General features: G+C 52.7%; 24 protein-coding genes and 2 pseudogenes. 22 read left to right on the plus strand and 4 right to left on the minus strand.

The features are described from left to right. From IPG80_RS14040 to IPG80_RS14145, 22 genes and pseudogenes are all read left to right on the plus strand, one after another. Window positions 1-1,058: aldehyde dehydrogenase family protein (locus IPG80_RS14040; protein ID WP_345107898.1), on the plus strand; the 1,058-nt coding region annotated here is incomplete at its 5' end. After that, entirely contained in the window at window positions 1,055-1,303 is a 249-nt protein-coding gene (locus IPG80_RS14045; protein ID WP_345107900.1) for an aldehyde dehydrogenase family protein, read from the plus strand. The genes IPG80_RS14040 and IPG80_RS14045, both read left to right, overlap by 4 nt. Window positions 1,304-1,333: 30 nt before the next feature. Next, on the plus strand, window positions 1,334-1,573 hold the full coding sequence (locus IPG80_RS14050) for a hypothetical protein (protein ID WP_345107902.1): 240 nt from the start codon (window positions 1,334-1,336) through the stop codon (window positions 1,571-1,573). Continuing rightward, entirely contained in the window at window positions 1,513-1,860 is a 348-nt protein-coding gene (locus tag IPG80_RS14055) for a redoxin family protein (protein ID WP_345107904.1), read from the plus strand. The genes IPG80_RS14050 and IPG80_RS14055 overlap by 61 nt, the downstream gene beginning before the upstream one ends. Before the next feature lie 336 nt (window positions 1,861-2,196). Further along, window positions 2,197-5,460: a BTAD domain-containing putative transcriptional regulator gene (locus IPG80_RS14060; protein WP_345107906.1), complete on the plus strand. Its 3,264-nt coding sequence runs from the start codon at window positions 2,197-2,199 to the stop codon at window positions 5,458-5,460. A gap of 77 nt (window positions 5,461-5,537) precedes the next feature. Next, window positions 5,538-5,765, plus strand: a complete 228-nt coding sequence (locus tag IPG80_RS14065; protein ID WP_345107908.1) for a hypothetical protein — start codon at window positions 5,538-5,540, stop codon at window positions 5,763-5,765. A 29-nt stretch (window positions 5,766-5,794) separates the two neighbouring features. Beyond that, a complete protein-coding gene (locus IPG80_RS14070; protein WP_345107910.1) occupies window positions 5,795-6,793 on the plus strand; it encodes a ketoacyl-ACP synthase III in 999 nt (332 codons plus the stop codon). Window positions 6,794-6,854: 61 nt separating this feature from the next. Beyond that, entirely contained in the window at window positions 6,855-8,387 is a 1,533-nt protein-coding gene (locus tag IPG80_RS14075) for a long-chain fatty acid--CoA ligase (protein ID WP_345107912.1), read from the plus strand. Between the two features lies 1 nt (window position 8,388). Continuing rightward, entirely contained in the window at window positions 8,389-9,450 is a 1,062-nt protein-coding gene (locus IPG80_RS14080) for an alpha/beta hydrolase (RefSeq protein WP_345107914.1), read from the plus strand. 94 nt (window positions 9,451-9,544) lie between these two features. Continuing rightward, window positions 9,545-10,813 (plus strand): beta-ketoacyl synthase N-terminal-like domain-containing protein, encoded by a 1,269-nt coding sequence (locus tag IPG80_RS14085; RefSeq protein WP_345107916.1) that lies wholly within the window; start codon window positions 9,545-9,547, stop codon window positions 10,811-10,813. Window positions 10,814-10,815: 2 nt separating this feature from the next. Continuing rightward, the gene (locus IPG80_RS14090) at window positions 10,816-11,244 is read left to right on the plus strand and encodes a Zn-ribbon domain-containing OB-fold protein (RefSeq protein WP_345107917.1); all 429 of its coding nucleotides are present in this window, start codon (window positions 10,816-10,818) and stop codon (window positions 11,242-11,244) included. A gap of 53 nt (window positions 11,245-11,297) precedes the next feature. After that, complete coding sequence (locus tag IPG80_RS14095) at window positions 11,298-12,098, plus strand: alpha/beta fold hydrolase (protein ID WP_345107919.1); 801 nt, start codon at window positions 11,298-11,300, stop codon at window positions 12,096-12,098. Between the two features lie 26 nt (window positions 12,099-12,124). Next, window positions 12,125-12,889: a beta-ketoacyl-ACP reductase gene (locus IPG80_RS14100; protein ID WP_345107920.1), complete on the plus strand. Its 765-nt coding sequence runs from the start codon at window positions 12,125-12,127 to the stop codon at window positions 12,887-12,889. A 159-nt stretch (window positions 12,890-13,048) separates the two neighbouring features. Further along, window positions 13,049-14,518, plus strand: a pseudogene (locus tag IPG80_RS14105) (long-chain fatty acid--CoA ligase); the annotation flags it as partial. 66 nt (window positions 14,519-14,584) lie between these two features. Beyond that, on the plus strand, window positions 14,585-15,388 hold the full coding sequence (locus IPG80_RS14110; RefSeq protein ID WP_345107921.1) for an alpha/beta fold hydrolase: 804 nt from the start codon (window positions 14,585-14,587) through the stop codon (window positions 15,386-15,388). A gap of 53 nt (window positions 15,389-15,441) precedes the next feature. Then, complete coding sequence (locus IPG80_RS14115; protein WP_345107922.1) at window positions 15,442-16,824, plus strand: substrate-binding domain-containing protein; 1,383 nt, start codon at window positions 15,442-15,444, stop codon at window positions 16,822-16,824. A 136-nt stretch (window positions 16,825-16,960) separates the two neighbouring features. After that, window positions 16,961-17,377, plus strand: a complete 417-nt coding sequence (locus tag IPG80_RS14120; protein ID WP_345107923.1) for an ATP-binding cassette domain-containing protein — start codon at window positions 16,961-16,963, stop codon at window positions 17,375-17,377. Next, window positions 17,308-17,730 (plus strand): ATP-binding cassette domain-containing protein, encoded by a 423-nt coding sequence (locus tag IPG80_RS14125; protein ID WP_345107924.1) that lies wholly within the window; start codon window positions 17,308-17,310, stop codon window positions 17,728-17,730. The genes IPG80_RS14120 and IPG80_RS14125 overlap by 70 nt, the downstream gene beginning before the upstream one ends. A 14-nt stretch (window positions 17,731-17,744) precedes the next feature. Further along, on the plus strand, window positions 17,745-18,449 hold the full coding sequence (locus tag IPG80_RS14130) for an ABC transporter ATP-binding protein (RefSeq protein WP_345107925.1): 705 nt from the start codon (window positions 17,745-17,747) through the stop codon (window positions 18,447-18,449). A gap of 1 nt (window position 18,450) precedes the next feature. Next, window positions 18,451-19,995 carry a hypothetical protein gene (locus IPG80_RS14135; protein ID WP_345107926.1) on the plus strand — a complete coding sequence of 515 codons (1,545 nt, stop codon included), beginning with the start codon at window positions 18,451-18,453 and terminating at the stop codon, window positions 19,993-19,995. A 69-nt stretch (window positions 19,996-20,064) separates the two neighbouring features. Continuing rightward, window positions 20,065-21,012, plus strand: coding sequence for a branched-chain amino acid ABC transporter permease (locus tag IPG80_RS14140; RefSeq protein WP_345107927.1), 948 nt, complete (start codon window positions 20,065-20,067; stop codon window positions 21,010-21,012). After that, window positions 20,973-21,431, plus strand: a complete 459-nt coding sequence (locus tag IPG80_RS14145) for a hypothetical protein (protein ID WP_345107928.1) — start codon at window positions 20,973-20,975, stop codon at window positions 21,429-21,431. The genes IPG80_RS14140 and IPG80_RS14145 overlap by 40 nt, the downstream gene beginning before the upstream one ends. A 92-nt stretch (window positions 21,432-21,523) precedes the next feature. Here the strand turns inward: IPG80_RS14145 and IPG80_RS14150 are convergent, their stop codons facing one another. From IPG80_RS14150 to IPG80_RS14165, 4 genes and pseudogenes are all read right to left on the minus strand, one after another. After that, window positions 21,524-22,021 carry a hypothetical protein gene (locus tag IPG80_RS14150; RefSeq protein WP_345107929.1) on the minus strand — a complete coding sequence of 166 codons (498 nt, stop codon included), beginning with the start codon at window positions 22,019-22,021 and terminating at the stop codon, window positions 21,524-21,526. 88 nt (window positions 22,022-22,109) lie between these two features. Continuing rightward, window positions 22,110-22,262: a hypothetical protein gene (locus IPG80_RS14155; protein ID WP_345107931.1), complete on the minus strand. Its 153-nt coding sequence runs from the start codon at window positions 22,260-22,262 to the stop codon at window positions 22,110-22,112. Between the two features lie 157 nt (window positions 22,263-22,419). Next, a pseudogene (locus IPG80_RS14160) lies at window positions 22,420-22,584 on the minus strand (galactokinase family protein); the annotation flags it as partial. Window positions 22,585-22,634: 50 nt separating this feature from the next. Continuing rightward, window positions 22,635-22,877 (minus strand): Beta-galactosidase C-terminal domain, encoded by a 243-nt coding sequence (locus tag IPG80_RS14165; protein ID WP_345107933.1) that lies wholly within the window; start codon window positions 22,875-22,877, stop codon window positions 22,635-22,637. Window positions 22,878-23,100: the final 223 nt, after the last annotated feature.

The following is a 23,100-nucleotide window of genomic DNA, read 5'->3' on the forward strand; positions in this document are numbered from 1 at the left end:
TCGAACGCGCTTTACAGGTGGCAAAGCGTTTGCATGAGTCAGGCGAATGGGCGAACACCGCTCCCGAAAAACGCGCCGACATTCTCGACAACGCCGCCAATCACCTGATGGGACTCACTCCCATGATCGCCGCGGTTGAGTCATACAACACGGGCATTGTCTTTAGTACCACCAGTTTCGTCAACGCCATTGTCTGGCTTGCCTTCAAAGCCGCCGCGGGCGTGCTCCGCAGTGGGTACGCTGTCAACAAAGTCCCTGGTCCGCATGGCGATGTGGAAGTTCTCCGCAAGCCGCTTGGTGTTGCGGTTGCCATCGTGCCGTGGAATTCTCCCGCCGCGCTCGCCGCGCATAAAGTTGCCAACGCGCTCGCCGCGGGTTGCCCCGTCATTCTTAAGCCCACCGAGTGGGCGCCGTATTCCTGTCTCTTCCTTGTGGATGGTCTCGAAGCCGCGGGTTTGCCCAAAGGTCTCTTTCAGATCGTCAACGGCGGCGGTGATGTTGGTGCGAAACTTGTCAGCGATAAACGGGTGCGTGCCGTTTCGTTCACGGGTGGTTTGCATGGCGGACGCGCTGTCGCCGCAGCCTGCGCATCCGATTTCAAATCCCTACAACTCGAACTCGGCGGCAATAATGCCATGGTCGTTCTGCAAGACGCCGATATTGATAAAGTCGCCGATGGCATCGTCGCGGGCATGACCACTCTCAACGGTCAGTGGTGCCGCGCGCTCGGTCGCCTCATCGTTCACGAATCGATTCAGGATCAAGTCGTCAAAGCCGCGCTGGATAAATTCAAGCAAGTCAAAGTGGGCGACGCGCTCTCGATGGAATCTCAACTCGGACCGCTCGCCAACTCTGCCCATCACGGTCGCATTGTGGATGCGGTCAACGCGCTCAAAGCCAAAGGCGGACAAACGCATCACACCGCCCCGACGCCTGATTCGGCGGGCTACTATCTTTCTCCCACGCTGATCACGGGGTCGCGCCCGAAGAGACGCTCGAAGAAATCTTCGGACCCGTCGCCACAGTCCACTCTTTCAAGACCGACGAAGAAGCCGTGAAGCTTGCCAATCAAACTCCCTATGGACTCGGCGGTTACGTCTTCTCGAAAGATGAAGACCATGCCATGCAGGTGGCACGTCAAATGAACACGGGTGGAGTCAAGGTCAATGGTGTGAGTCTGCTCGAATTAAATGTCGACGCGCCGCGTCCCGCCTGGGGCTTGAGCGGATTTGGCGAAGAAGGCACATTGGAAACCTTCGATGTCTTCTGTGGAAAATCCATAGTTGGGATTGCGGGTAAATAAAGTTGAGAGAATATACAGGAGAGAAATAAAATGGCAACCATTCGTAATGATGTTTTCAAGATCGGAGATAACTTTGTCACCCTGATCGGTGATGAAGTCAAAGTGGGTGATGCCGCGCCTGAGTTCACTTCAGTGATCGCAGGATGGGCAAAGGTTAATCCGCTTCAGGGATCAAAGGCAAAGTCATCATCCTTTCGGCAGTTCCTTCGTTGGATACGGATGTTTGCGATCGTGAAACCCGTCGTTTCAATGAAGAAGCTGCCAAGTTAAGCGATGACATTATCATCTACACCGTCAGCTGCGATTTCCCCATGGCACAGAAACGCTGGTGCGGTGCGACAGGTGTGGAGAAGGTCAAGGTTGTTTCGGATGTACTCGAAGCTGAGTTCGGCGAAAAATACGGCATTCTCATCAAAGAACGCCGCTACTTGCGCCGCTCCGTCTTCATCGTTGGGCGAGATGGAAAATTGACCTATGTCAATTACCTCCCTGCACTTGGAGATGAACCAAATTATGAAGAGGTCATCTCTGCAGCAAAAGATGCGTTGAAAGCATAAATAAAAAAGCAAACACTCCTTTCACAGGGGTGTTTGCTAATCTATTAATGTGCACCGAGTGACACATGATATTCCTAAAGATAAGTTTCAAAGATAATCGCACATCTAAAAGTTTAAGCTAAAACAAAAATACTTCCAATTCATTTTTAGTGTTTGTCTGTGTATCTTATTCTTGTTGTAGGTGGAGTTAACGAAGCCTAATTTTTGAATATCTCTGCGGGGTCGATAGGGTAATGCATTATGCCAGAGACGTGTTTTTGAGAGTTGCCATGATAGCCGCAGGGACAGGGGTGTATACAATCGACTTGTATTCCTGCTAATACAATAACAAAAAAAATGAATTTGCGATACACTGTACGCAATATGCACCTTTCCCACATCCTTCGCACAAAGTTGATCCCTCCGCCGCGCAACACCCGTACGCTATCTCGCCCTCGAGTGATTCAAACCTTGAAGCAGGCGTTGGACTATCGTTTCACTATTTTGCAGGCAGAGGCGGGCTACGGTAAAAGCACAGCGCTTGCGGAGCTGGCAGCCGATCATCAACCTGTCATCTGGTATCAAGCCAACGAGGAAGATAACGATCCATTGGTTTTCCTGCTGCAACTGTGTCATGCGATACAACATACGTTGCCACAAGTTGCCACCTTGCCTTCGGCGTTTTTAGAAGCATGGGATGGCGCCCAGGGTCCACTCCCGTGGCGCGGTCTTGTTGATCAGATCATCAATGCTATTGCAGAATCATCCATCCCGCCGACATTGTTCATCCTCGACGATGCGCATCTGCTCACCGACACCGGCGAAATGCCTCACATTCTAGATCGGCTGATCGGGTTGGCTCCCGTAGACTTTCACATTTTATTGGCGGGACGTCCCACCATCACCCTGCCCAACCTCACACGCTGGCGTGCAAAAGGTGAGGCGCTGATCCTCGATCAAACCACCCTGACCTTTACTAAGAACGAGATCGGCTCTCTCTTCGGCACGCGCTACGGACTCGAACTCACCAGTGAAGAACTCGACTCGCTTCTTGAATATACAGAAGGCTGGGCGATCGGCTTGCAGCTCATCTGGCAAAGCATTCGCTCGCAATCTCCGCTGACCCTTGAATTTCCATTGCGCTGGCAAACCGACTCGCTCGAAACTCTTTTCGATATGCTTGCCCATGAAGTCTTTGAGCGCCAGCCCGCCGATGTGCGCGAGTTTCTGCTCATCACTTCCATTTTGCGCGAACTGAATCCCGAAGTCTGCGACGCGTTGCGAAATGCTTCGGGGTACCCGGCAGGCGATTCACAGTCTATGCTGGCGTATCTTCGCCGGCAGGATCTCTTTGTCGCAGAGACTGCCGTAAGCTCACTTCGCTATCATCACATCTTTCATAACTTCCTGCGCCAGCAATCACCGACTGAGACGCGCACAAAATGGCATCGCGATGCCGCCGCATACTTCATCTCTCGTAATAACCCGGAGGATGCGATCTATCACCTGATCGAAGCCAAAGCCTGGGATGATGTTGCCGACCTGCTCGATACCTATGCCGCCACGCTTCTTTCTACGGGGCGCCTGGATACGCTGGCGAGTTACATTGACTCCCTCCCAAGTCTTTCCCTTCAACAACACCCCACGTTGATGTTCACGCTCGGTGAGCTGGCACGTATGCACAGCCGTTTTGATGAAGCGCAAGGCTGGTATAAGCAGGCTGAAGTCACCTGGCGTCAACGCGGACAGCAGGATGGCATTGCTCGCGCCCTGCGTGGACAAGCCCGTGTGTACCTTGATACGGTCAACCCTTCGCAAGCCGAAAAATTACTTGAAGAAGCCATTCGTTTGAGCGACGGTTTCGAAGATCGCGAGGCACAGGTCCGGTTGTTTGAATTGCTTGCAGAAAACAAGCTCAACTCCGGGCACGTCGAGGAAGCGGATCGTCTGCGTCAACGAGCCGATGAATTACAAGCCGAAGGTCCATCCAATGATCAGTTATGGTTTCGCGTATTGCTGCGCACGGGTCGCCTTGAAGAAGCCAGAAGGGGATTGGAAGAACTCGCCGAAGCCGAGAATCGCGAACCGGTTCAAACTCCGCGCGCGCACCGCGAGACGAAATTATTGCTCTCCCTTATTTATTCGTTAATGGGCATGAGTAAACATGCGTATCAATCTGCCTTGGAAGGCATCCAACGCGGTGATAAATTGAAATCTCCTTATGTCACTGCAGTAGGGCACATGCGCCAGGGACATGCCTTCAATCTCATTCAATCTGCCAATGAGGATAACCTGGCCCATGCCATAGCAGCATTTGAGACGACTATTTCCGTTAGCAAGAACCTCGAAGTTCCGCGCCTATCGGTCGAAGCCAATTGGGGCTTGTGTCGCACGTATGGCTATCGCGGCGACTTGCAGCGTGCACAACGTTATGCCCAGGAAGCCATCGACGTTGCCGTTGAAGCGGGTGATGAATGGGTTGCTTCGCTCACTCGTCTTTCGATGGGGGCGAGTCTAATGCTTGCCGCTCGTTACGAAGCCGCGGAAGTCTGGTTGAATCGTGCAGTGCGCGGCTTTGAAGAATGCAGTGACTCGTTCGGTCGCAGTGCGGCGCGTTTGTGGCTGGCGTATGGGCATTTCAAACAAAAGAAACTTGATTTTGTTGCGCAGACCCTGCCCGATGTGCTTGCGGTTTGCCAACAAAACGGCTACTACTTTTTATTCACCCGTCCGACCCTGCTTGGAACTGTTGATGAGCGTATGTTTGTGCCCCTTCTTTTGCATGCGCGTCAATTTGGCTGGGAGAGCAGCTATGTAGACCGCCTGCTGAATATCCTTGGCTTGCGTGAGATCAGTGCCCACCCCGGGTTTCGACTCAGCATCGAAACGCTGGGCAGCTTTCAGGTCAAGCGTGGAAGCGAGGTCATTCCATCCAATGGCTGGCGGCGTGAGAAGTCACGCCAGCTGTTTCAATTGTTGCTTACCTATCGACAATCTCCGCTCGACCGCGACCAAATTTACGAACACCTCTGGCCTGAAGCCGACCCTGCTACGGCGCAACGCAATTTCAAGATCACCTTGAATACGCTTTATCAAGTGCTCGAACCAGACAGGGATGCAGGCAGTGACTCTGCCTTTATCGTCCGTGATGGGACGACCTACACCCTGCGCCTCCATGCCGACCTCTGGCTGGATTCTGACCATTTCACCCGCCTTACCCGTGAAGGACTCAAACCCACCTCGCGCTCTTTGGAGCAATTGCAAGAGGCGGTAAATTTGTATCGCGGCGATTACCTGCCTGATTCATTGTATGAGCCGTGGGCGGCGGAAGAACGTGAACGGCTAGTAACTCTCTTCCTCGAATCGGCAGATAAGCTCTGCGAGTTGTATCTGGAATCCAACCGTTTCAATGAGGCTATAGACCTCAGTCAGCGCATCCTTGCCCGCGATAATTGTTGGGAGCGGGCGTATCGTCATTTAATGCAGGCGTATAACGCCTTGGGAGATCGCGGTCAGCTTGCCCGCACCTACCAGCGCTGCTTACAGATATTAAAGGAAGAGCTCGATGTTTCGCCTTCGCAAGAGACGCAGGATTTATACAAGAAATACATTCGTTCGTAATCTGTACCGCGAGAGACCCTCGCGGTATTTTTTTGTTTGTAACCCGCCTGTTACCACCTTCAGTTATCTTATATGCGATGGAAGCCGATCCTGCACCGTTGATTTCCTCCTTCATCATCCGCTTTGTGCTGGAAGAAACCCCCGCTCACAAGTTGGCGTATCACGGCACGATCCGTCATATTCAAACCGCGGAAGAGATCAATTTCAACCATTGGTGCGAAGTGACGGAGTTTATGCATCGTTTTGTAAAGTTGGACGAAATTCAACCTTCATCCACTTCAGAATCTTCGGTTACTAATCTCTAATCCCAATTTTTCTCACATCGGAAGGTTTTATGCGCAACATACAAATTCTAAGCACGGGAAGTTATGTCCCTGAGCGAGTAGTCACCAATGCCGAAGTGGACGCCATGATGGGCGAATCTACCAGTGAGTGGCTGGAAGCCAACGTCGGCATCAAAGAACGCCGTTGGATGGCTCCCGAGCAAGTGACCTCAGACCTCATCGTCGAAGCGTCGAAGAAAGCGCTCGAACGCGCTGGCATCACCGCTGCCGACCTCGACCTCATCATCGTCTCGACAGATACCCCCGATTACCTTTCGCCCAGCACATCCATTGTGGTGCAGAATAAACTCGGCGCGGAGAAGGCTGGCTGTTACGACATCAACTCTGCTTGTGCGGGTTGGGTGACGGCTCTCGACCAGGGCGCAAAATACCTGATGACCGAACCGCAGATGAAATATATTTTGGTCGCGGGCGGATACGGCATGAGCCGCTTCCTCGATTTCAAGGATAAGAAGACTGCCAACCTTTTCGCTGATGGGGCGGGGGCTGTCGTTTTAGGAGTGGGCGAAGAGCAAGGCTTCCTTGGCTCGAATTTATTGGCAGTTGGTTCCTTTCACGACGCGCTGGGAATTTACACCGGCGGAACGTATCGTCCCTGCACACCCGAAAACATGGCGCAATTCGGCGGACCCAAAGTGGAGTTCGTCAAGAAATTCCCCAAGACCTTCAACACCGAATACTGGCCCAAGCTCATGCAAGGCGCGCTAGACAAAGCCGGTTTGAAGTTCGATGATGTAAATCATTACTACTTCACCCAACTCAACCTCCGCACCATCGAATTCATGATGGACTTGCTCAAACAGCCGCTAGAGAAAGCGCACTGGGTCATGGACAAATGGGGCTACACCGGCTCTCCTTGCGTAGTGATGGCACTTGATGACTCGATTGCTCAAGGCAAAGGACCCAAGTCAGGCGACGTGATCCTCTTCTGTGCCAGCGGCGGCGGCATTACGATGGCGTCATCCGTATGGAAGTGGACGGCGAAGTAATATAAAGAAGAAAGATTTAAATTTCTTTCATCTTTCTTCTTTTGTTTTGCATGGAGTGAACATGTACATTGGTGACTATCTTGCTCGGCGCGAACTGTACTCTCCCGACAAACTCGCGTTCATCGACGCGGGCAAATCTCCCGAATGGCGATTAACTTTCCGTGATGCGAATCGGCGTGCCAATAAACTTGCCAACTGGCTGAAATCGCAAGGCATTGGCAAAGGAGATCGGGTTGCCATCCTTGCAAAAGACGGATATGAACACCTCGACCTCTTCTTTGCATGTTCCAAGATCGGCGCCGTCCACACCGCGCTCAACTGGCGTTCGCACTGGCGTGAACTGCTTGAGATCTTCCAATACACCAATCCCAAGATTCTCATTTTTTCGGATGACTTCAAAGAAGGTGTCGCAAATCTAATTACCAATTACCAATTACCAATTCTCCATTTGGATGGTGATGGACTTCCCTCATCCCTTCATTTTGAATCTACTCTCCAATCCGCCTCTGACTCCGCCGTGACTTGCGAGGACCTCGAAGCGGAAGATACCGCCGCCTTGATCTTCACCGGCGGCACGACGGGACTTCCCAAAGCCGCGCAGGTTTCGCACCGCATGATCGCGTGGAATACGCTCAACACCGTCATTCACGATGTGACGCATAACGATGTGTATCTCAACGTCTTCCCCATGTTCCACACGGGCGGACTCTTTGTCTACACCCTGCCGCAAGTCATCTTCGGCGGGACAACGATTCTCATTCGCGCCTTTGACCCTGCGCAGGTTTTGAATCTACTCGAACGAGAGAAGGTCACCATCTTTGCCGCTGTGCCGACCATGTACCAAATGCTGACCACTGCGCCAAATTGGGAAACGGCAGATTTATCTGCTTTGCGTTTCTGCACCTCGGGTGGCGCGCCGTTGCCTGTTCCGCTGGTGGAGAAATATACAAGGGAAAAGAATATCCGATTCAAGCAGGGCTTCGGCATGACTGAGTTCGGTCCTGGCATTTTTGCGCTCGCGCCCGAAGACGCCATCCGCAAGGCTGGCTCCATTGGGCGACCAAACTTCTTCGTCGACGCAAAAATCGTCGATGAGCAGAATCAGTTCCTCGGTCCGAATGAGGCGGGGGAGTTGATCCTCAAAGGTCCATCGTATAGCTCCGGCTATTTCAACAATCCAGAAGCGACAAAAGCCGCCGTTGACGAACGTGGATATTTCCACACGGGCGATGTCGCGCAATATGATGAAGAAGGTTATTTCTATATCGTCGATCGCAAGAAGGATATGTTCATTAGCGGCGGCGAGAATGTGTATCCCGCTGAAATTGAAAAGGTGTTGTACCAGCACCCATCTGTGCATATGTGTGCTGTGATCGGCTTGCCTGACTCGAAGTGGGGCGAGGTTGGCAAGGCTTGTGTTGTGTTGAAACCCAATCAAAGCGCGACGGAGGATGAGCTACTGAAATTTATGACCGAACGATTAGCCAAATATAAAGTTCCCAAGTCTGTGAGTTTCATGGAAGCCCTGCCCATTTCTGCTGCAGGGAAAATACTCAAGCGCGAATTGCGCGACCACTATACCAAAGGAGATTAATATGGCAACAGTCCCAACTTTACCCGGTATCACATCCAAGGTTGTTGATACCTCCCGCTTGAAACAGCACGTCCTTTTCAGCGGACCTGAGAATGGCACGCCTGTTTTGTTCGTGCATGGGAATGCGTCTTCCGCTTCGTATTGGGAAGAGATCATGCTCAAACTGCCTGCGGGCTTCCGCGGCATTGCGCCCGACCTGCGCGGTTATGGCGACACCGAAGATAAATTGATCGATGCCACGCGCGGCATGGGCGATTGGATCGATGACATCGCCGCATTGCTCGATGCGCTCAAGATCGAAAAGACTCATGTGGTTGGTCACTCAATGGGTGGGACGATTGTGTTCGGCTTGGTCGGCTCACTGAACGGACGTGTGTGGAGCGGAACCGTCGTCAACCCCGGCTCGATCTACGGCTTTGGCGGTTCGAAAGATTTGGATGGCACACCTTGCTACGACGATTTCGCCGGTTCCGGTGGCGGCGTGGTTAATCCCGAGTTCCCCAAGTTGATCGCCGCTGGTGACCGTTCTTCCGATAACCCGCAAGCCTCTCCGCGTGTGGTGATGAATGGTTTCTATTGGAAGCCGCCTTTCGTCCCTGCCCGTGAAGAAGACCTGCTCTCCTCACTCATGACCGAAAAGATTGGTGACCAGAAATACCCGGGCGATTTCGTCCCCTTCTGGCAATTGGCCCAATGTCGCGCCGGCAAGTTTGGTCCGATCAATGCGCTTTCGCCCAAGTACGTTGGCGACAGCGTCAAGAACTTCGTCGGCGCGGCGAGCAAGCCCTTCATCCTGTGGGCGCGCGGCGACTCGGACATGATCGTCTCGGACAGTTCCTTCTTCGATTTCGGCACGCTCGGCAAGTTGGGCTACGTCCCCGGCTGGCCCGGTGAGGAAGTCTATCCTCCCCAGCCGATGGTCGGTCAGACCCGCAGCCTGCTCGAAAAGTATACAGCTCAAGGCGGCTCATTCGAAGAAGTCGTCATCGCTGACACGGGGCACACTCCCTACGTGGAGAAGCCCGAAGAATTTATGAAGGCGTTTGGGAAAGTGTTGAAATAAAAAGATAGGGGTGACCCTTCATGGTTGACCAAGTCATTTGCATAATGCCGGGCGGGTCACCCCTACTAAATAATGGTTAGGATAAGGAGGCGTAATGCCTAAAGTGAAATCCCTTCCTCGCGGGGTAGCCATGGTTGGTGCGGGGATGTCGAAGTTTGGTGCCTTTGCTGAAAAGAACTCGCGTGATCTGTTCGTTGAGTCTTACAAGGCAATGACCAAATCGGTGGATAAGGGTTTTGATCCAGCGATCATTGAAGCCATGTACGTTGGTAATTTTTCCAGCGACCAGTTCGAGCATCAGGCGCATCTCGCGCCTATCCTCGCAGACTCGGTTGGCTTGCTGCCCATCCCCGCCACACGTGTCGAAGATGCGTGTGCCTCGGGCGGCGTTGCCTTGCGCCAGGGCGTGATGGCTATCGCCTCAGGCATGGCAGATGTTGTTCTCGTCGGCGGCGCGGAGAAGATGACCGCGCTCAGCACAGCGGCTGTCACCGAAGCGTTGGCAACTGCTGCCGATGTTCCCTTTGAAATTCCCGCGGGCTTTACCTTCCCTGGCTTCTATGCCGCGATGGCGTCCGCGTATATGGCTCAGTATGGAATGAAGTCTGAGCATCTCATGAACGTGGCGATCAAGAATCATGACAATGCCGCGCTCAACCCGAACGCGCAATTTGGTATGACCATTCAAACCTGGATGGAAGGACGCGTCGCGGCTGCGCTCAAAAAGGGGAAGCCCGCCCCAACTTGGGCGAACATCTGGGATTTTCTCCACGACGAATCAGGCAACCCGACGATTGCGTACCCGCTGCGCCTGTTCGATTGCTCACCTGTCTCTGACGGTGCGGCAGCAGTCCTGCTTGTGGCGGAAGAGATCGCGCATCAATTCACCGACCATCCTATTCGAATCATCGGCACGGCACAGGCTTCAGGCTCAGCTTTGCATGACCGCCCATCACTGACCAGCATCCCTGCTGCAAAGACTGCGGCGGCAAATGCTTATGAAATGGCTGGCGTGAGTGCGAAAGACATCCGCATTGCAGAAGTGCATGATTGCTTCACTATTGCTGAAGTGATCGCCAGCGAAGACCTCGGTTTCTTTGCTCCGGGTGAAGGCTTCAAAGCTGCCGAAGATGGCATGACCGCCCGTAACGGCGCGAAGCCCATCAATACCTCGGGCGGCTTGAAAGCAAAGGGACATCCCGTCGGCGCTTCCGGCGTGGCACAAGCTGTTGAAGTGTTCAAGCAGATGCGGGGGCAGGCAGAGGCGCGTCAGGTTGATGGCGATGTCTCACTGGCATTGACTCACAATGTCGGCGCGACCGGTTCCACTTGCACCGTCCACGTGTTTGAGCGGAGGAATTAATCATGGCAGAAGTAACAACAATCCGCCCGTTCACTGCGGCGGCGTTCAATCAATATCTTGCCGAGCATAAGTTGATGACCGTGAAATGCTCAAAGTGCGGCGGTGTGTATGCCCCTCCGCGCGCGATCTGCCCGAAGTGCCACAGCGAAGAGATGGAATGGGTGGAAGCCAGCGGCAAAGGCAAGTTGGCAGGCTTCACCATCATCTACAGCGGACCGACCTTCATGGTGGAGCAGGGCTTCGACAAAAAGAATCCTTATGTGTCGGGAATTGTCGAGCTGGAAGAAGGCACCTTCATCAGTGCCCGCATCACAGGTTTGGATATGTCCAAACCGGCTGAGATCAAGGTCGGTACACCTTTGAGCGTGGACTTTGTCGAATTTGGAGAAGGCGAAACAAAAAAGACCTATTTAGCCTTCAAAGCTTTGTAACTGGCGTGTAACAACAATACGTTAACCTAGCGTAACTACAGGATGTTCTGACTATGCCTAAAGTCCATGCTAACGGCGTTGAACTCTACTACGAACTCCACGGTTCCGAGGCTGCCCCTCTGTTGGTTCTCAACAATGGCATCATCATGAACGCAACCACCAGTTGGGCGTTTCAGACCAAGGCGTTAGCGCAACATTACCGCATCCTGCAATATGACTGTCGTGGACAGGGACAGTCGGAGCATCCTGTTGGTAAGTACAGCATGGAAATGCACGCGGATGATCTCGCGGCATTGCTTACCACTTTGAACATTGACAAAGCACATATCGCAGGCATCTCCTACGGTGGCGAAGTGGCGCAGGCATTTGGATTGAAATATCCCGAGCGGACTCTCAGCCTGATCCTTGCCGACACCGTGAGTGAAGTGGGCGCCGAAACACGCATCATCGTCGACGGGTGGCTTGACTCTGCTCGAGCGGCAGATGCCAACGCCTTTTTCAATGCCACCGTCCCGTGGAACTTCTCGCCCGCATTCATTGCTGCCAACCCTGGCTTGCTCGCAGACGCAAAAGGACGTTACGCCCTGCTCGACTATCCAGCCGTCGTTCGCTTGTGCGAATGTTTTCTGGACGTGAACTTTACCGCGCAACTGGGTGAACTCAAATGCCCAACCTGCATCATTGTCGGCTCGCTGGATATATTGAAAGGTCCAACGTACGCGGCGATCTTGAAAGCAGGCATTCCACATGCAGAGATGCACATGTTGCAGGGAGCGGGTCACGCCTCCTGCTGGGAACGACCACAGGAATTCAACTCTGCCATTTTGGGATTTTTGGCGAAGCAAGTTTCATAAACATAAATAACAAGAGGTAATTCACCATGCGCATGAAAGATAAAGTAGTACTCGTTACAGGCGGCGCGGCAGGTATTGGTAAAGCTACTGCCCTGCGCTTTGCCGAAGAAGGCGCGAAAGTTGTCATTTGTGATGTGAACGAAGCCGTTGGGCAGGAAACGCTCAAGCTTCTTGGTGAAGGTGCGTCCTTTTACAAGGTTAACGTGACCAGCCGCGAAGACGTTCAAAAGTGGGTGGACGATGTAGTTGCCAAGTATGGTCGCATCGATGTGATCGTAAGCAATGCCGGTGTTTTGCGCGATGGACAGTTGGTCAAGGTGAAGGAAGGCAATTTGGTTGGGCAGATGTCTGAGCCTGATTTTGACCTCGTTATTTCGGTCAACTTGAAAGGCGTGTTCAATTGCGCTCAAGCCGTTGCTCCCATAATGGCAAAGCAGGGCGGCGGCGTAATTCTCAATGCTTCCTCAGTTGTGGGTCTCGATGGTAATTTTGGTCAGACCAACTACGTCGCAACCAAATTCGGCGTGATCGGTATGACCAAAGTCTGGGCGCGTGAACTCGGCAAGTTCAACATCCGCGTCAACGCTGTGGCTCCTGGCTTCACCGCCACCGAAATGGTGACTGCCATGCCAGAAAAGGTCTTGGACGGTATGAAGTCCCACACTCCGCTCGGACGTTTGGGCGAACCGCGCGATATTGCCAACGCCTATCTCTTCCTCGCTTCGGATGATGCTTCATTTATTACAGGCGAAGTCCTGCGCGTGGATGGCGGGATTGTGGTTGGGACGTAAATAAAGTTTCAAGTATCACGTGTCAAGCTATTGGTACTTGACACGTGATTTTCTCTCTCAGCACTTAACCTGACACTTGACACCTGGAACCTGACACCTTCACCATGAATTCTGCCGACATCCTGACCAAACGAGCACTGCTGACTCCCAGACCGCGAAGCCATGATCGAACTCGCGAGCGGAGTCCATTACACCTATGCGGAATTGAATCAGCGTGCCAATCGTGCCGCGAATTTCTTGCGTGAGAAATACGGCGTCGGAAAAGGCGATCGTGTGTCCATTCTGGCGCACAACAGCGTTGCCTATGTGGACTTGTTATTCGGTTTGGGCAAGCTCGGCGCGATCCTTGCGCCGTTGAATTGGCGGCTGACCTCACGTGAGTTGACCTACATCGTCAATGACTGTCAGCCCAAAGTGTTGATCGTCGGCCCTGAATTCGCTTCAGTCTACAACGAGATGAAAGACTCCATCAAAGTGGAGCATCTCATTTCGCTAGAAGGCGCCTTCACTTCAGTCAAAGCGTATGAAACGTTAATAGACCAAGCTTCGGCGCAAGAGCCGAAGCAGCTTGATATTTCAGGCGATGACCCTGTTTGCATCCTTTACACCTCAGGCACAACGGGACGCCCCAAGGGCGCAGTCCTCCCGCACAGACAGGTGGTGTGGAATTCCATCAACACCATTGTCTCGTGGGGCTTGAATGAAAAAGATATTTCCCCGATCCTGACCCCCATGTTCCATTCGGGGGGCTTGTTCGTTTTTCTGGTGCCTCTTTTTTATATTGGCGGCAAACTGTTACTCGGACGCACCTTCGACCCTGATGCTTCGCTGAAGTTGATCGTGGAAGAAAAATGCACGGTCATTCTCGGTGTGCCGACTCTCTTCCAGGTGTGGATGAATTCACCGCAATTTGAAAAGGCAGATTTCAGTCATGTGCGTTTCTTTATCAGCGGTGGCGCGCCATGCCCGCCCGCGTTTATTCAGGCATGGAGCGAGAAGAAAGGCATCGTCATGCGCCAAGGTTACGGTCTGACCGAAGTGGGCGTGAACTGCTTCTCGATGACCGATGAAGATGCGTTGCGGAAACTTGGCTCGGTAGGGAAGCCCATCTTTCACAGCGACATGCGCTTGGTGGATGAAAAAAATAGCGATGTCCCTGTCGGTTCGACGGGGGAACTCATCATCAAAGGTGACCATGTTTGTATGGGTTACTGGAACAACGAAGCCGCTACAAAAGAATCGCTCAAAGACGGCTGGTTCCACACGGGCGACATGGCGCGCATGGATGAACAAGGTTATTTTTACATCGAAGGTCGTTTCAAAGACATGATCATCAGCGGCGGCGAGAATGTCTATGCCGCCGAGGTGGAAGCGCTCTTCCGCGAGCATCCTGCCGTTGTGGATGCAGCGTTGATCGGTCAGCCGGATGAAAAATGGGGCGAGGTGGGTGTGATGATCGTGGCGTGCAAGCAGGGCCAAACCGCCAACACAGACGAGTTGCTGCAATTTTGCGCGGGACGTTTGGCGAAATACAAAATTCCCAAGCGGGTTGAGTTTGTTGAGTCGCTGCCGTATTCACCATATGGAAAAGTGATCAAGGCAGAACTGAAGGCGAAGTTTATAAAGTGATGAAAGAAAAAAGACGAAAGAATTTGGTTTCTTTCTTCTTACTTCTTTCGTTGAACGGAGAATTTCATGCCGAAAATTAAAACTAACAACATCGAACTTTACTACGAAATTCACGGCGCGGGCAAACCGCTCGTGTTGATCTCTGGTCTTGGGTATCCGAGTTGGCAGTGGCACAAGATGGGTCCGCTGTTGGCGGAGAAATTTCAGGTCATTACTTTTGATAATCGCGGAGTCGGGCAGAGCGATAAGCCTGCGGGTCCATACACGGCGGAGATGCTTGCACAGGATACGGTTGGATTGTTGGATGCGCTGAAGATCGACAAGGCAATTATCGCCGGTCATTCGATGGGCGGGTTCATTGCTCAAGCCATCGCGTTGGATTTTCCGCAGAGAGTAGAAAAACTCATCCTGTGTTCGACCAACTTTGGGGGACCGAACCATGTCCCGGTCACGCCAGAGGCGATGAAAGTCCTCACAGATGTGACCAGCGATGCGCTCACTCGTTTCAAGAATGGGCTGGCAGTCAGTACAGCTCCGGGCTGGTCTGAAAAGAATCCGGACATGATCGCAGAGTGGATTCAGTGGAGGGTGGCGAACCCGATCGAGCCGGTTCATTATCAAGCGCAGATGGCGATCGGGTTGGGGTTGATGCCCGAAGCCGCCGCCTTTGAAAATAAACTGCCGCGCCTCAACGTCCCGACCTTGATCTTGTTCGGCGCACACGACAAAGTGGTGCCCCCCGCGAACGCGGATTTGCTTTCGAAAAAAATTGCGGGCAGCACTGTATTGATTTTCCCCGATGCGGGGCATTTCTTCCCCATTGAAATTGCGGAAGCCGCCTCGTACGCGATCACGGATTTTGCAGCATAAGAGGCGTTCTCTTGTGTTGATAATCGAACCATAATTCAAAGGAGAAGAATAAAATGAAAGTTTTACGCACGCTCGCTTTCTTGCTTGTAGCCCTGTCGCTCGTCTTGGCTGCTTGCGCCCCCGCTGCGACGGAAGTTCCCGTTGAAGCAACCGAAGCCCCCGCGACTGAAGAAGTCGCAACCGAGGCTCCTGCTGCCACGGAAGAACCTGTTGCTGGCTTGACTTGTGCCGAGCCGATCAAAGTCGGTCTCATTACCGATGCTTCCGGTGCGCTCGCCATCTACGGCGCTCATATTTTGCGCTCCTTCATGCTTGGCATGGAATATGCCACTGGCGCTCCCGGCTCTGCTGGTGAGAAGTTCGACTTCACCCAGACTCAGGAAAACACCTTCAAGATCGATGATTGCGAAATTCAGGTCTTCGTTCGCGATGATGGCAGCAATGCTGAGAACACTGCCACTGTTGCGCGCGAGTTGATCGACGTGGAAGGCGTGAACATCCTCGTGGGCACCGTCTCTTCCGGCGCGACTGCCACCCTGCAGGGCATTGCCCTCGAAAGCGGCATCCCGCTCATTGTGGCTCCTGCCGCGGCGAATGACATCACCGGCGTGAACTTCAACGAATTCACCTTCCGCACCAGCCGCAACAACTATCAGGATGCGATGAACGAATGTATCGCGCTGACCCAGCAGTACAAGACCTTCGTCCAGATCGCGCCTGACTATGCCTTTGGACAGGGTTCCGCCGCTGCCTTCCGCGATGCTTGTACCCTCGAAGGTGCTGAATTCGTCGCTGACGATATCTTCGCCCCGCTCGACACCACCGACTTCACCCCGTACATGGAACAGATCGCCAACTCCGGCGCAGAAGCCTACATTGTGACCTGGGCTGGTTCCGGCTTCGTCTCTTTGGTGCAGGCTGCCAAGGATCAAGGCGTGACCGAATCGATGGCGCTCGGTGCGACCTTCATCGATAACGTCCTCATGCCGACCTTCTTCGCGAATGCGGTTGGCACCACCGCGGGCATTCTGTATCACTACAGCGCCCCGCAGAATGACATCAACGCCTGGCTGGTGGAAAACACCAAGGCTCGCTATGGTGTGAACCCCGACCTCTTCGATGCCGATGGCATGAACGCCGCCATCTTCGCTGTGGAAGCCATCAAAGCTACCAACGGCGATGTGAGTGGTGAAGCACTCAAGACTGCCATGGAAGGCATGGAATTCGAAGGACCCAAGGGCACCATCTACATCCGCCCTGAAGATCATGTTGCCATTCAGGATATGTACATCCTCAAGCTCGTCAACGTGACCGACCCCGAAGCCGCTTTCTACGAATATGTAGACACCTCCCGCCCCGAACCCCCCTGCTTGCTCCCCGAAGCTCTGAAGGATCGCTGCGGTGGTCTGCCTTACGGCAATCTGAGCGGACAGTAATTCCGTACTACAATGAGTGACTGGGATTCGCAAGAATTTCAGTCACTCAATTTCGACCACGGACGACAGACCATGGACGATGGATCTTAAACCATCGTCCATGGTCCATCGTCAATCGTCACATCTGGAAGGCTTTATGGAACCCGAGATCATTTTCGAAACCCAAGACCTGACCAAACAATTCGGCGCGCTCGTGGCTGTGGATAGTGTGAGCATCAAAGTCCGCAAGAACTCATTACATGCCATTATTGGTCCCAATGGGGCTGGCAAGACCACATTTTTTAATTTGCTTAGCGGAAATATCGAACCCACCAGCGGCAAGGTCATCTTCAAAGGACGGGACATCACCCATCAACCCGTTCATAAAACGATTCACTATGGCATCGGGCGATCCTTCCAGATCACGAACATCTTCCCCAATCTCACTGTCTTTGAAAACATTCGTCTCGCCGCCCAAGCGTTAGGGCGGGATAATTTCAAATTTTGGCAGCCGCTTCTCGTTTCAAATCCTACGAAGCGCGGACGTTGGACGTCATCGAAAAAGTTGGCTTGAAAGACCGCGTCCACACCTTTGCAAAGACTCTCCCGCACGGCGACCAACGCAAATTGGAACTCGGCATGATCCTCGCGCCCGACCCTGAAGTGTTGCTGCTCGATGAACCCACCGCAGGCATGGCGTCGGAGCAAGTCCCTGAATTGATCGCGCTCATTCAAGACATACAAAAAGCGGGCAACAAAACCGTCATGCTCGTGGAACACAACATGAACGTGGTCATGAGCGTTTCCGATCAGATCACGGTCATGCATCAGGGCAAAGTCCTTGCCGAAGGAACTCCCGCCGAGATCGCAGCAAACAAGGAAGTACAAACCGCGTACTTGGGCGGGTTGTACGAACTGAATGTGTAAGAGGCTGAGGTCAAATGGAATATATCCTCGACGTACAGAACATCCATACCTTTATCGGGCAGTATCACATCTTGCAGGGTGTGAATGTGCGCGTGCCGAAAGGCTCCATCGTTGCATTGTTGGGGCGCAACGGCGCGGGCAAGACCACCACACTCAAATCCATTTTGGGATTAACACCACCGCGCGAAGGCAAAGTCATTTTCAATGGGCAGGAAGTGAACGGGCTGCGTTCCTTCGACATCGCCAGCATGGGCATCGGCTTCGTACCGGAACATCGCGCCATCTTCCGTGATTTGAGTGTGGAAGAGAATCTGAAAATTGCCGAACGCAAAAAGGGAGATTACCTCCGCAAGAGAGATTTCATTTTCGATCTTTTCCCCGACCTCAAACGTCTTATCGCCTTGCCGGGTACGAGTCTTTCCGGTGGGCAACAGCAAATGCTTGCCATCGCGCGCGCACTCGTGCCCGATAACCAACTGCTACTCATCGACGAACCCAGTGAAGGGCTTGCGCCGGTCATCATCGAATCCATGATGGCTGCCATCCGCGAACTATCCAAAGACTCAACTGTCATTCTCGTGGAGCAAAATTTCCTTGTGGCGAGTCAACTGGCTGAATACTATGTCATTATCGAAGAAGGTCGCTCGGTGCAGGATGGTAAGATGAAAGACCTCGCCGCCGATAAAGCCGCCATTCACCGTTTTCTGGGAGCCGCATAACATGAACTCCTTCCTTCGTAAAAATATCGTCATACTCGTGGCTGTCCTCATCATGGCTGCCTTCCTCACTGCCGCCGCACAAGGCATGGAAAAACAAGATTTCGTCATCACGCTTCTGCGTGGTCTTGCCGTCGGCTCGATCACCTTTCTCGTCGCTTCGGGCTTCTCGCTCATCTTCGGTCTGCTCGACGTGCTCAACCTCGCACATGGCACGCTCTTCATGATCGGTGCCTACCTCGGCTGGACAGTTGTCGTCCGCCCGGATACCTTTGTGGATATGCTGACTCCGCTGGCGTTGATCGTTTCGGGCTTTGCACTTGGGGATGTGTACCCGCTTCTCGCTAACCGAATCAGGCTCGGCTTAAGCATGAGGCGGATTCTTCCCTGGGCTTTGATCCTCGTCTCAATTCTCCTCTTCGGCTTTATCCTCCCTCGTTATCCCATCGCCATCTGGGATGTGGGCAACTATGGGCAAAGCCCCGTCACCTTTGCCTTCATGGCTGACTCGGGCGCGCGCCTGCCAGTGCAGCCCGCCGCTTTCACTGAAATTCCCATGCCGCTCGCAGTGATCGGTTTGCTGTTTGCCAGCATCCTTGGCGCGTTTGGCATTTCGTTGTTTGATAACACTCCGCGCACTGTTCGCTTAAGTTGGAAGAATTTTGTCAGCATCACGATTACGTTGGTTGTTGCTTTGGTTGGTTTGATCTTCAATGACCAACTCAGTGCATATTTGTATAGCTTGAATTCCAATTGGCTCTTCTTTATTGCGGTGCTGGTCGCCACGCTAAGCGGAGTTGCCCTCGGCGGTCTCATGGAAGCCACGCTCATTCGTCCGTTGTACAGCCGCCCGATCTATCAATTGATGCTCACGCTCGGCATGAGCGCCATCGGCATTGAAATGGTGCGCGCGATTTGGGGACGCCCTGAATTTGTGATGCCCAAACCTGCTTTCTTCAATGGCGGCGGTGAAGCTTGCCCTGCTACGAACTTTGCCGATTGGTGGGCAAATCACTGCTCAACGATCTTGCTCTTTGATGGACGTGTGCGCGTGTATAACGAGATTTTCATTCCGTTGGTCGGCTTGGTGGTGTTGATCTCGATCTGGATCCTTTTGCAGCGTACCCGTCTCGGTATGATCATCCGTGCAGGCGTGCAGGATAGCCAGATGGTGGAAGCGCTCGGCATTAACGTCCGCCGTGTTTTTACGATGGTTTTCGCTTTGGGTGTTGGGTTGGCTGCATTAGGTGGTGTGTTGGGTGCGCCGTCTACCGGGCTTTCAAATGTGATGGGGGAGAGTCTCCTTCTCAATGCACTCATCGCTCTCGCCATTGGCGGGTTGACAAGCTATCCCGGCGCTGCGCTAGGTTCGGTCATCGTCGGCATGATCCAGCAATTCATCATCAAATACGGGCAGATCGGCATTGCCATTCCATTCACCGAGATCATCTTCAAACCCACACCGCCGCTCGTGCCTGCTTCCACGGTAATGTTGATGGTGATTGTGTTGCTCATCCTACCAAACGGCTTGCTCGGTAAAAAGGAATAAAACAAGCCATGAAAACATTCTTCTCTTCCTATCGCGGCGCGCTCATTACCTTTGCTCCTTTTGATCTTGATGCCCTTCATCGTTGGCTTGTTCGATAGTGCATCGCCTGCCACGGTCTTCGTCAATGGCAGCGGACAATCCAAGTTCATTCAGGGTCTAGCCATTGAGATCTTCATCCTTGCCATTTACGCCATCAGTTTTGACTTGATCTTTGGCATCACAGGCATGTTGTCTTTTGGACATTCGCTATTTTATGGTGTGGGCGCATACACGACGGGCATTGCCATCAAAAGTTTTGGCTTGCCGTTATTGCCCACCTTTGGCTTGGTGCTTGTCGCTGCCGTGGTGCAAGCGATTCTCTTTGCATTGGTGTTGCCGCGCGTGAAGGGGATTACCTTTGCATTGGTGACCCTGGGGCTTGGCTCGGTCTTTCACATCCTTGTCATGTCCAGTGAATTTGGTCCCTACACCGGCGCGGACGTTGGCTTGCAGGGCGTCATCGTTCCGGCGTTCATCAGCCCGGCAAATGAACGCTTGCGTTTTTATTTTGTGATGCTGGCAGTGATGGTGTTGGTGTATCTGGTCTATCAACGCTTTGTCACCTCCCCAACAGGACGAGTTTGTGTTGCCATCCGCGAGAACGAAGGACGTGCCCGCATGTTGGGATACAACACCTTCTACTTCAAATTTGCCGCGCTTTTGCTTTCATCTTTTACAGCGGCGTTGGCAGGCTTCTTCCATACCTTGTATCAACCCATTGTTAGCCCAAATGTGGCAGGCATGGGCTTCACCGTTACTGCCTTGCTGATCGTTTTGATCGGCGGTGTAGGGACGCTCAACGGAGCGTTTGTGGGCGCACTGGTCTACCGGCTGCTGGATTACGGTCTGCGGCGTTACATTGGCGAAAGTGCCAGTTTCATCAATGGCGCGATCTATGTGTTGTTTGTGCTCTTCATTCCGTATGGAATTGTGGGCACATGGCGCTTGCGTTCGTTGCAGATCAAACAAATGCGGTGATAGGCTCTTGCCGACAAGTTGAGTTGACTCATTGCCGCCCGCATCAAGCTCTGACCTTCGGGCTGGAGTTGACAAAATTGCCTTACCTCCCCGATGCGCATGTCTGCGTTGCAAACAATGTCGGTGGAATTGGCGAAGCGTTGATTTTGAATGTTTCTTGCGATTTGCACGCGCTTGCGGATGGTTTCGCTGGTTTCACCGAGTTTATTTCCGCTGAGTTTTTCGTAGTCCACCGCGGACTTGATGTGGATGTCAATGCGGTCAAGCAATGGACCGGAGATGCGTTTTTGGTATTTAGTGACGACGGCTGGGGCGCAGGTACAGGGTTTTTGAGAATCTCCAAAATAACCACAAGGGCAGGGGTGTACATTAGAGCAAGTTTCTGCCAAACAACGAATAACATCGTGATTTTCAGATGAGCGTAGCGCCTTCGTGATGATTGGCATACGCAAATTTCAGGATGCAGACCTGTTTCGCTTCATACCCAGCCGAGAGTTGGTTTGCAAAAACCTCAGCCTTCTCTATACTGACCAGGTTTAGTACAGCCGCCAAAACCTGCACCTGTGAGCCGTGCGCCGTAACAGCCCGGCAGGGATTGCGCCACCTGTACCATCACATCCAATTCAGAGATGGACACTTCATACAAGTCGCGCAGGCTGGCATGACATTCGTTGAGCAAACTGCCAAATTGCTCGATATCGCCATTTTCCAAAAAGGGAATGGCAAGTTGTGTCCGTTCGATTTCTTCTACAACATGGCGGGCACGTTTATAAACCTGTTCTGGCAAGTGAGAAGAAAATTGATTAAAGATCTCCAGATTCACATCCCGCAAGGATTTGATATCTGGTACAAACTTTTTCAATAAACGAACGGCTTCTTCGCAATCTGCGCGACGGCTGTTATATTCCCCGGATGTCAATGTGCGGCGCTTTGTTGTATCCGCTATGACGATGGCAGTGTTTTTAGGGAGGGGTAACGTGCGCCATTCCAACAAGCGGCAATCAAGCAAGAGCAGTCGGTTTTCTCTTCCCTAAGTGCTCGCGAATTGATCCATGATCCCGCAGTTGACGCCCACGTATTGATTTTCTGCTTTTGACCTAGTAGGGCACGCTCCATTGTGGGAGACCAGTCACCCAGGTTTGCCACGAGTACGAACGCCATTTTCCACAGAAGCGGACGAACTCGCCGGAGCCTTGAGGCACATCGGAAGTGTATACGCCATTGAGTGGGGTGTATTTAGTGAGCGTCATTCAATGTCCACATGATGCTTGCAGGGTAAAGCGCCCACATCGGTAACGGTTTGCCGTGTGTATCAGACTTGGAAGATATAGTCTGAAGCGAAAAAGAAACCTCTTCGGACAAGTCCATAGCCACGAGCGTGGTTTGAGGCGTTTGACTGGGGGAGAAGGCAAGCCACGTAGTGCGGTCAATGGCGATGGGGAGGACGAATCCGTCGTTGTAATCCACATGTTCGCCTAAAAGATTCACGCGCCCCGGCGCCCGAACGATATATGCAGGCTCATATCCGAACCGATTTCTGAAGTGTGCAACTACTTTTTCATGGAGGTTCATGGCGTGTCTCGGTAATGAGTTGCTGGTAGGTTTCGCAAGCGTTCGGCTGATTATTGTTCTAATTCCAACACCAGTACACCATACGGATCCAGTGTCAGGTTGTTTGTAACAAAACGATCGTCGAGCAAAGAACGTCCACGCTTGCCAAGTAGATTAACTTGCCTAGAACGGTTGGCATGATTGATCAACACAAGCGTTGAAGCGCCATCCTCTCCTGTACGTAACCCGGCTTCCACATCTGGGTCGGCTTTAACAAGCGGCTGAACTCCCTGTGAGGGCGGGTCTGCCAGCATAGAAATCCTGAGTGTATGTGGCGAGCACTTCTGCAGTGGTTGCATGCAATAGGTCTGCCCAATGTGAAACTTCAACTGACACACCATTCACCGATAGGAGATTTGTTTCGCCAGGCTGAAAAGGCTGCCATTCTTCTACTTTGATTCAGGACATCCTGCAACAGCCGGGTAACCGCCCAGCCAGATGCGTTCGTTCAAATCGGTCACGCCGCTGAAATAGGTC

This window comes from Candidatus Villigracilis vicinus (genome assembly GCF_016702885.1).
Lineage (GTDB): Bacteria > Chloroflexota > Anaerolineae > Anaerolineales > Villigracilaceae > Villigracilis > Villigracilis vicinus.

Coding starts and splice junctions, on each gene's coding strand:
- IPG80_RS14050 (WP_345107902.1), top strand. CDS start 1,334: ATGGCAACCATTCGTAATGATGTTTTCAAGATCGGAGATAACTTTGTC.
- IPG80_RS14060 (WP_345107906.1), top strand. CDS start 2,197: ATGAATTTGCGATACACTGTACGCAATATGCACCTTTCCCACATCCTT.
- IPG80_RS14065 (WP_345107908.1), top strand. CDS start 5,538: ATGGAAGCCGATCCTGCACCGTTGATTTCCTCCTTCATCATCCGCTTT.
- IPG80_RS14070 (WP_345107910.1), top strand. CDS start 5,795: ATGCGCAACATACAAATTCTAAGCACGGGAAGTTATGTCCCTGAGCGA.
- IPG80_RS14075 (WP_345107912.1), top strand. CDS start 6,855: ATGTACATTGGTGACTATCTTGCTCGGCGCGAACTGTACTCTCCCGAC.
- IPG80_RS14080 (WP_345107914.1), top strand. CDS start 8,389: ATGGCAACAGTCCCAACTTTACCCGGTATCACATCCAAGGTTGTTGAT.
- IPG80_RS14085 (WP_345107916.1), top strand. CDS start 9,545: ATGCCTAAAGTGAAATCCCTTCCTCGCGGGGTAGCCATGGTTGGTGCG.
- IPG80_RS14090 (WP_345107917.1), top strand. CDS start 10,816: ATGGCAGAAGTAACAACAATCCGCCCGTTCACTGCGGCGGCGTTCAAT.
- IPG80_RS14095 (WP_345107919.1), top strand. CDS start 11,298: ATGCCTAAAGTCCATGCTAACGGCGTTGAACTCTACTACGAACTCCAC.
- IPG80_RS14100 (WP_345107920.1), top strand. CDS start 12,125: ATGCGCATGAAAGATAAAGTAGTACTCGTTACAGGCGGCGCGGCAGGT.
- IPG80_RS14110 (WP_345107921.1), top strand. CDS start 14,585: ATGCCGAAAATTAAAACTAACAACATCGAACTTTACTACGAAATTCAC.
- IPG80_RS14115 (WP_345107922.1), top strand. CDS start 15,442: ATGAAAGTTTTACGCACGCTCGCTTTCTTGCTTGTAGCCCTGTCGCTC.
- IPG80_RS14120 (WP_345107923.1), top strand. CDS start 16,961: ATGGAACCCGAGATCATTTTCGAAACCCAAGACCTGACCAAACAATTC.
- IPG80_RS14130 (WP_345107925.1), top strand. CDS start 17,745: ATGGAATATATCCTCGACGTACAGAACATCCATACCTTTATCGGGCAG.
- IPG80_RS14135 (WP_345107926.1), top strand. CDS start 18,451: ATGAACTCCTTCCTTCGTAAAAATATCGTCATACTCGTGGCTGTCCTC.
- IPG80_RS14140 (WP_345107927.1), top strand. CDS start 20,065: ATGCCCTTCATCGTTGGCTTGTTCGATAGTGCATCGCCTGCCACGGTC.
- IPG80_RS14145 (WP_345107928.1), top strand. CDS start 20,973: ATGGCGCTTGCGTTCGTTGCAGATCAAACAAATGCGGTGATAGGCTCT.
- IPG80_RS14155 (WP_345107931.1), bottom strand. CDS start 22,262: ATGACGCTCACTAAATACACCCCACTCAATGGCGTATACACTTCCGAT.
- IPG80_RS14165 (WP_345107933.1), bottom strand. CDS start 22,877: ATGCTGGCAGACCCGCCCTCACAGGGAGTTCAGCCGCTTGTTAAAGCC.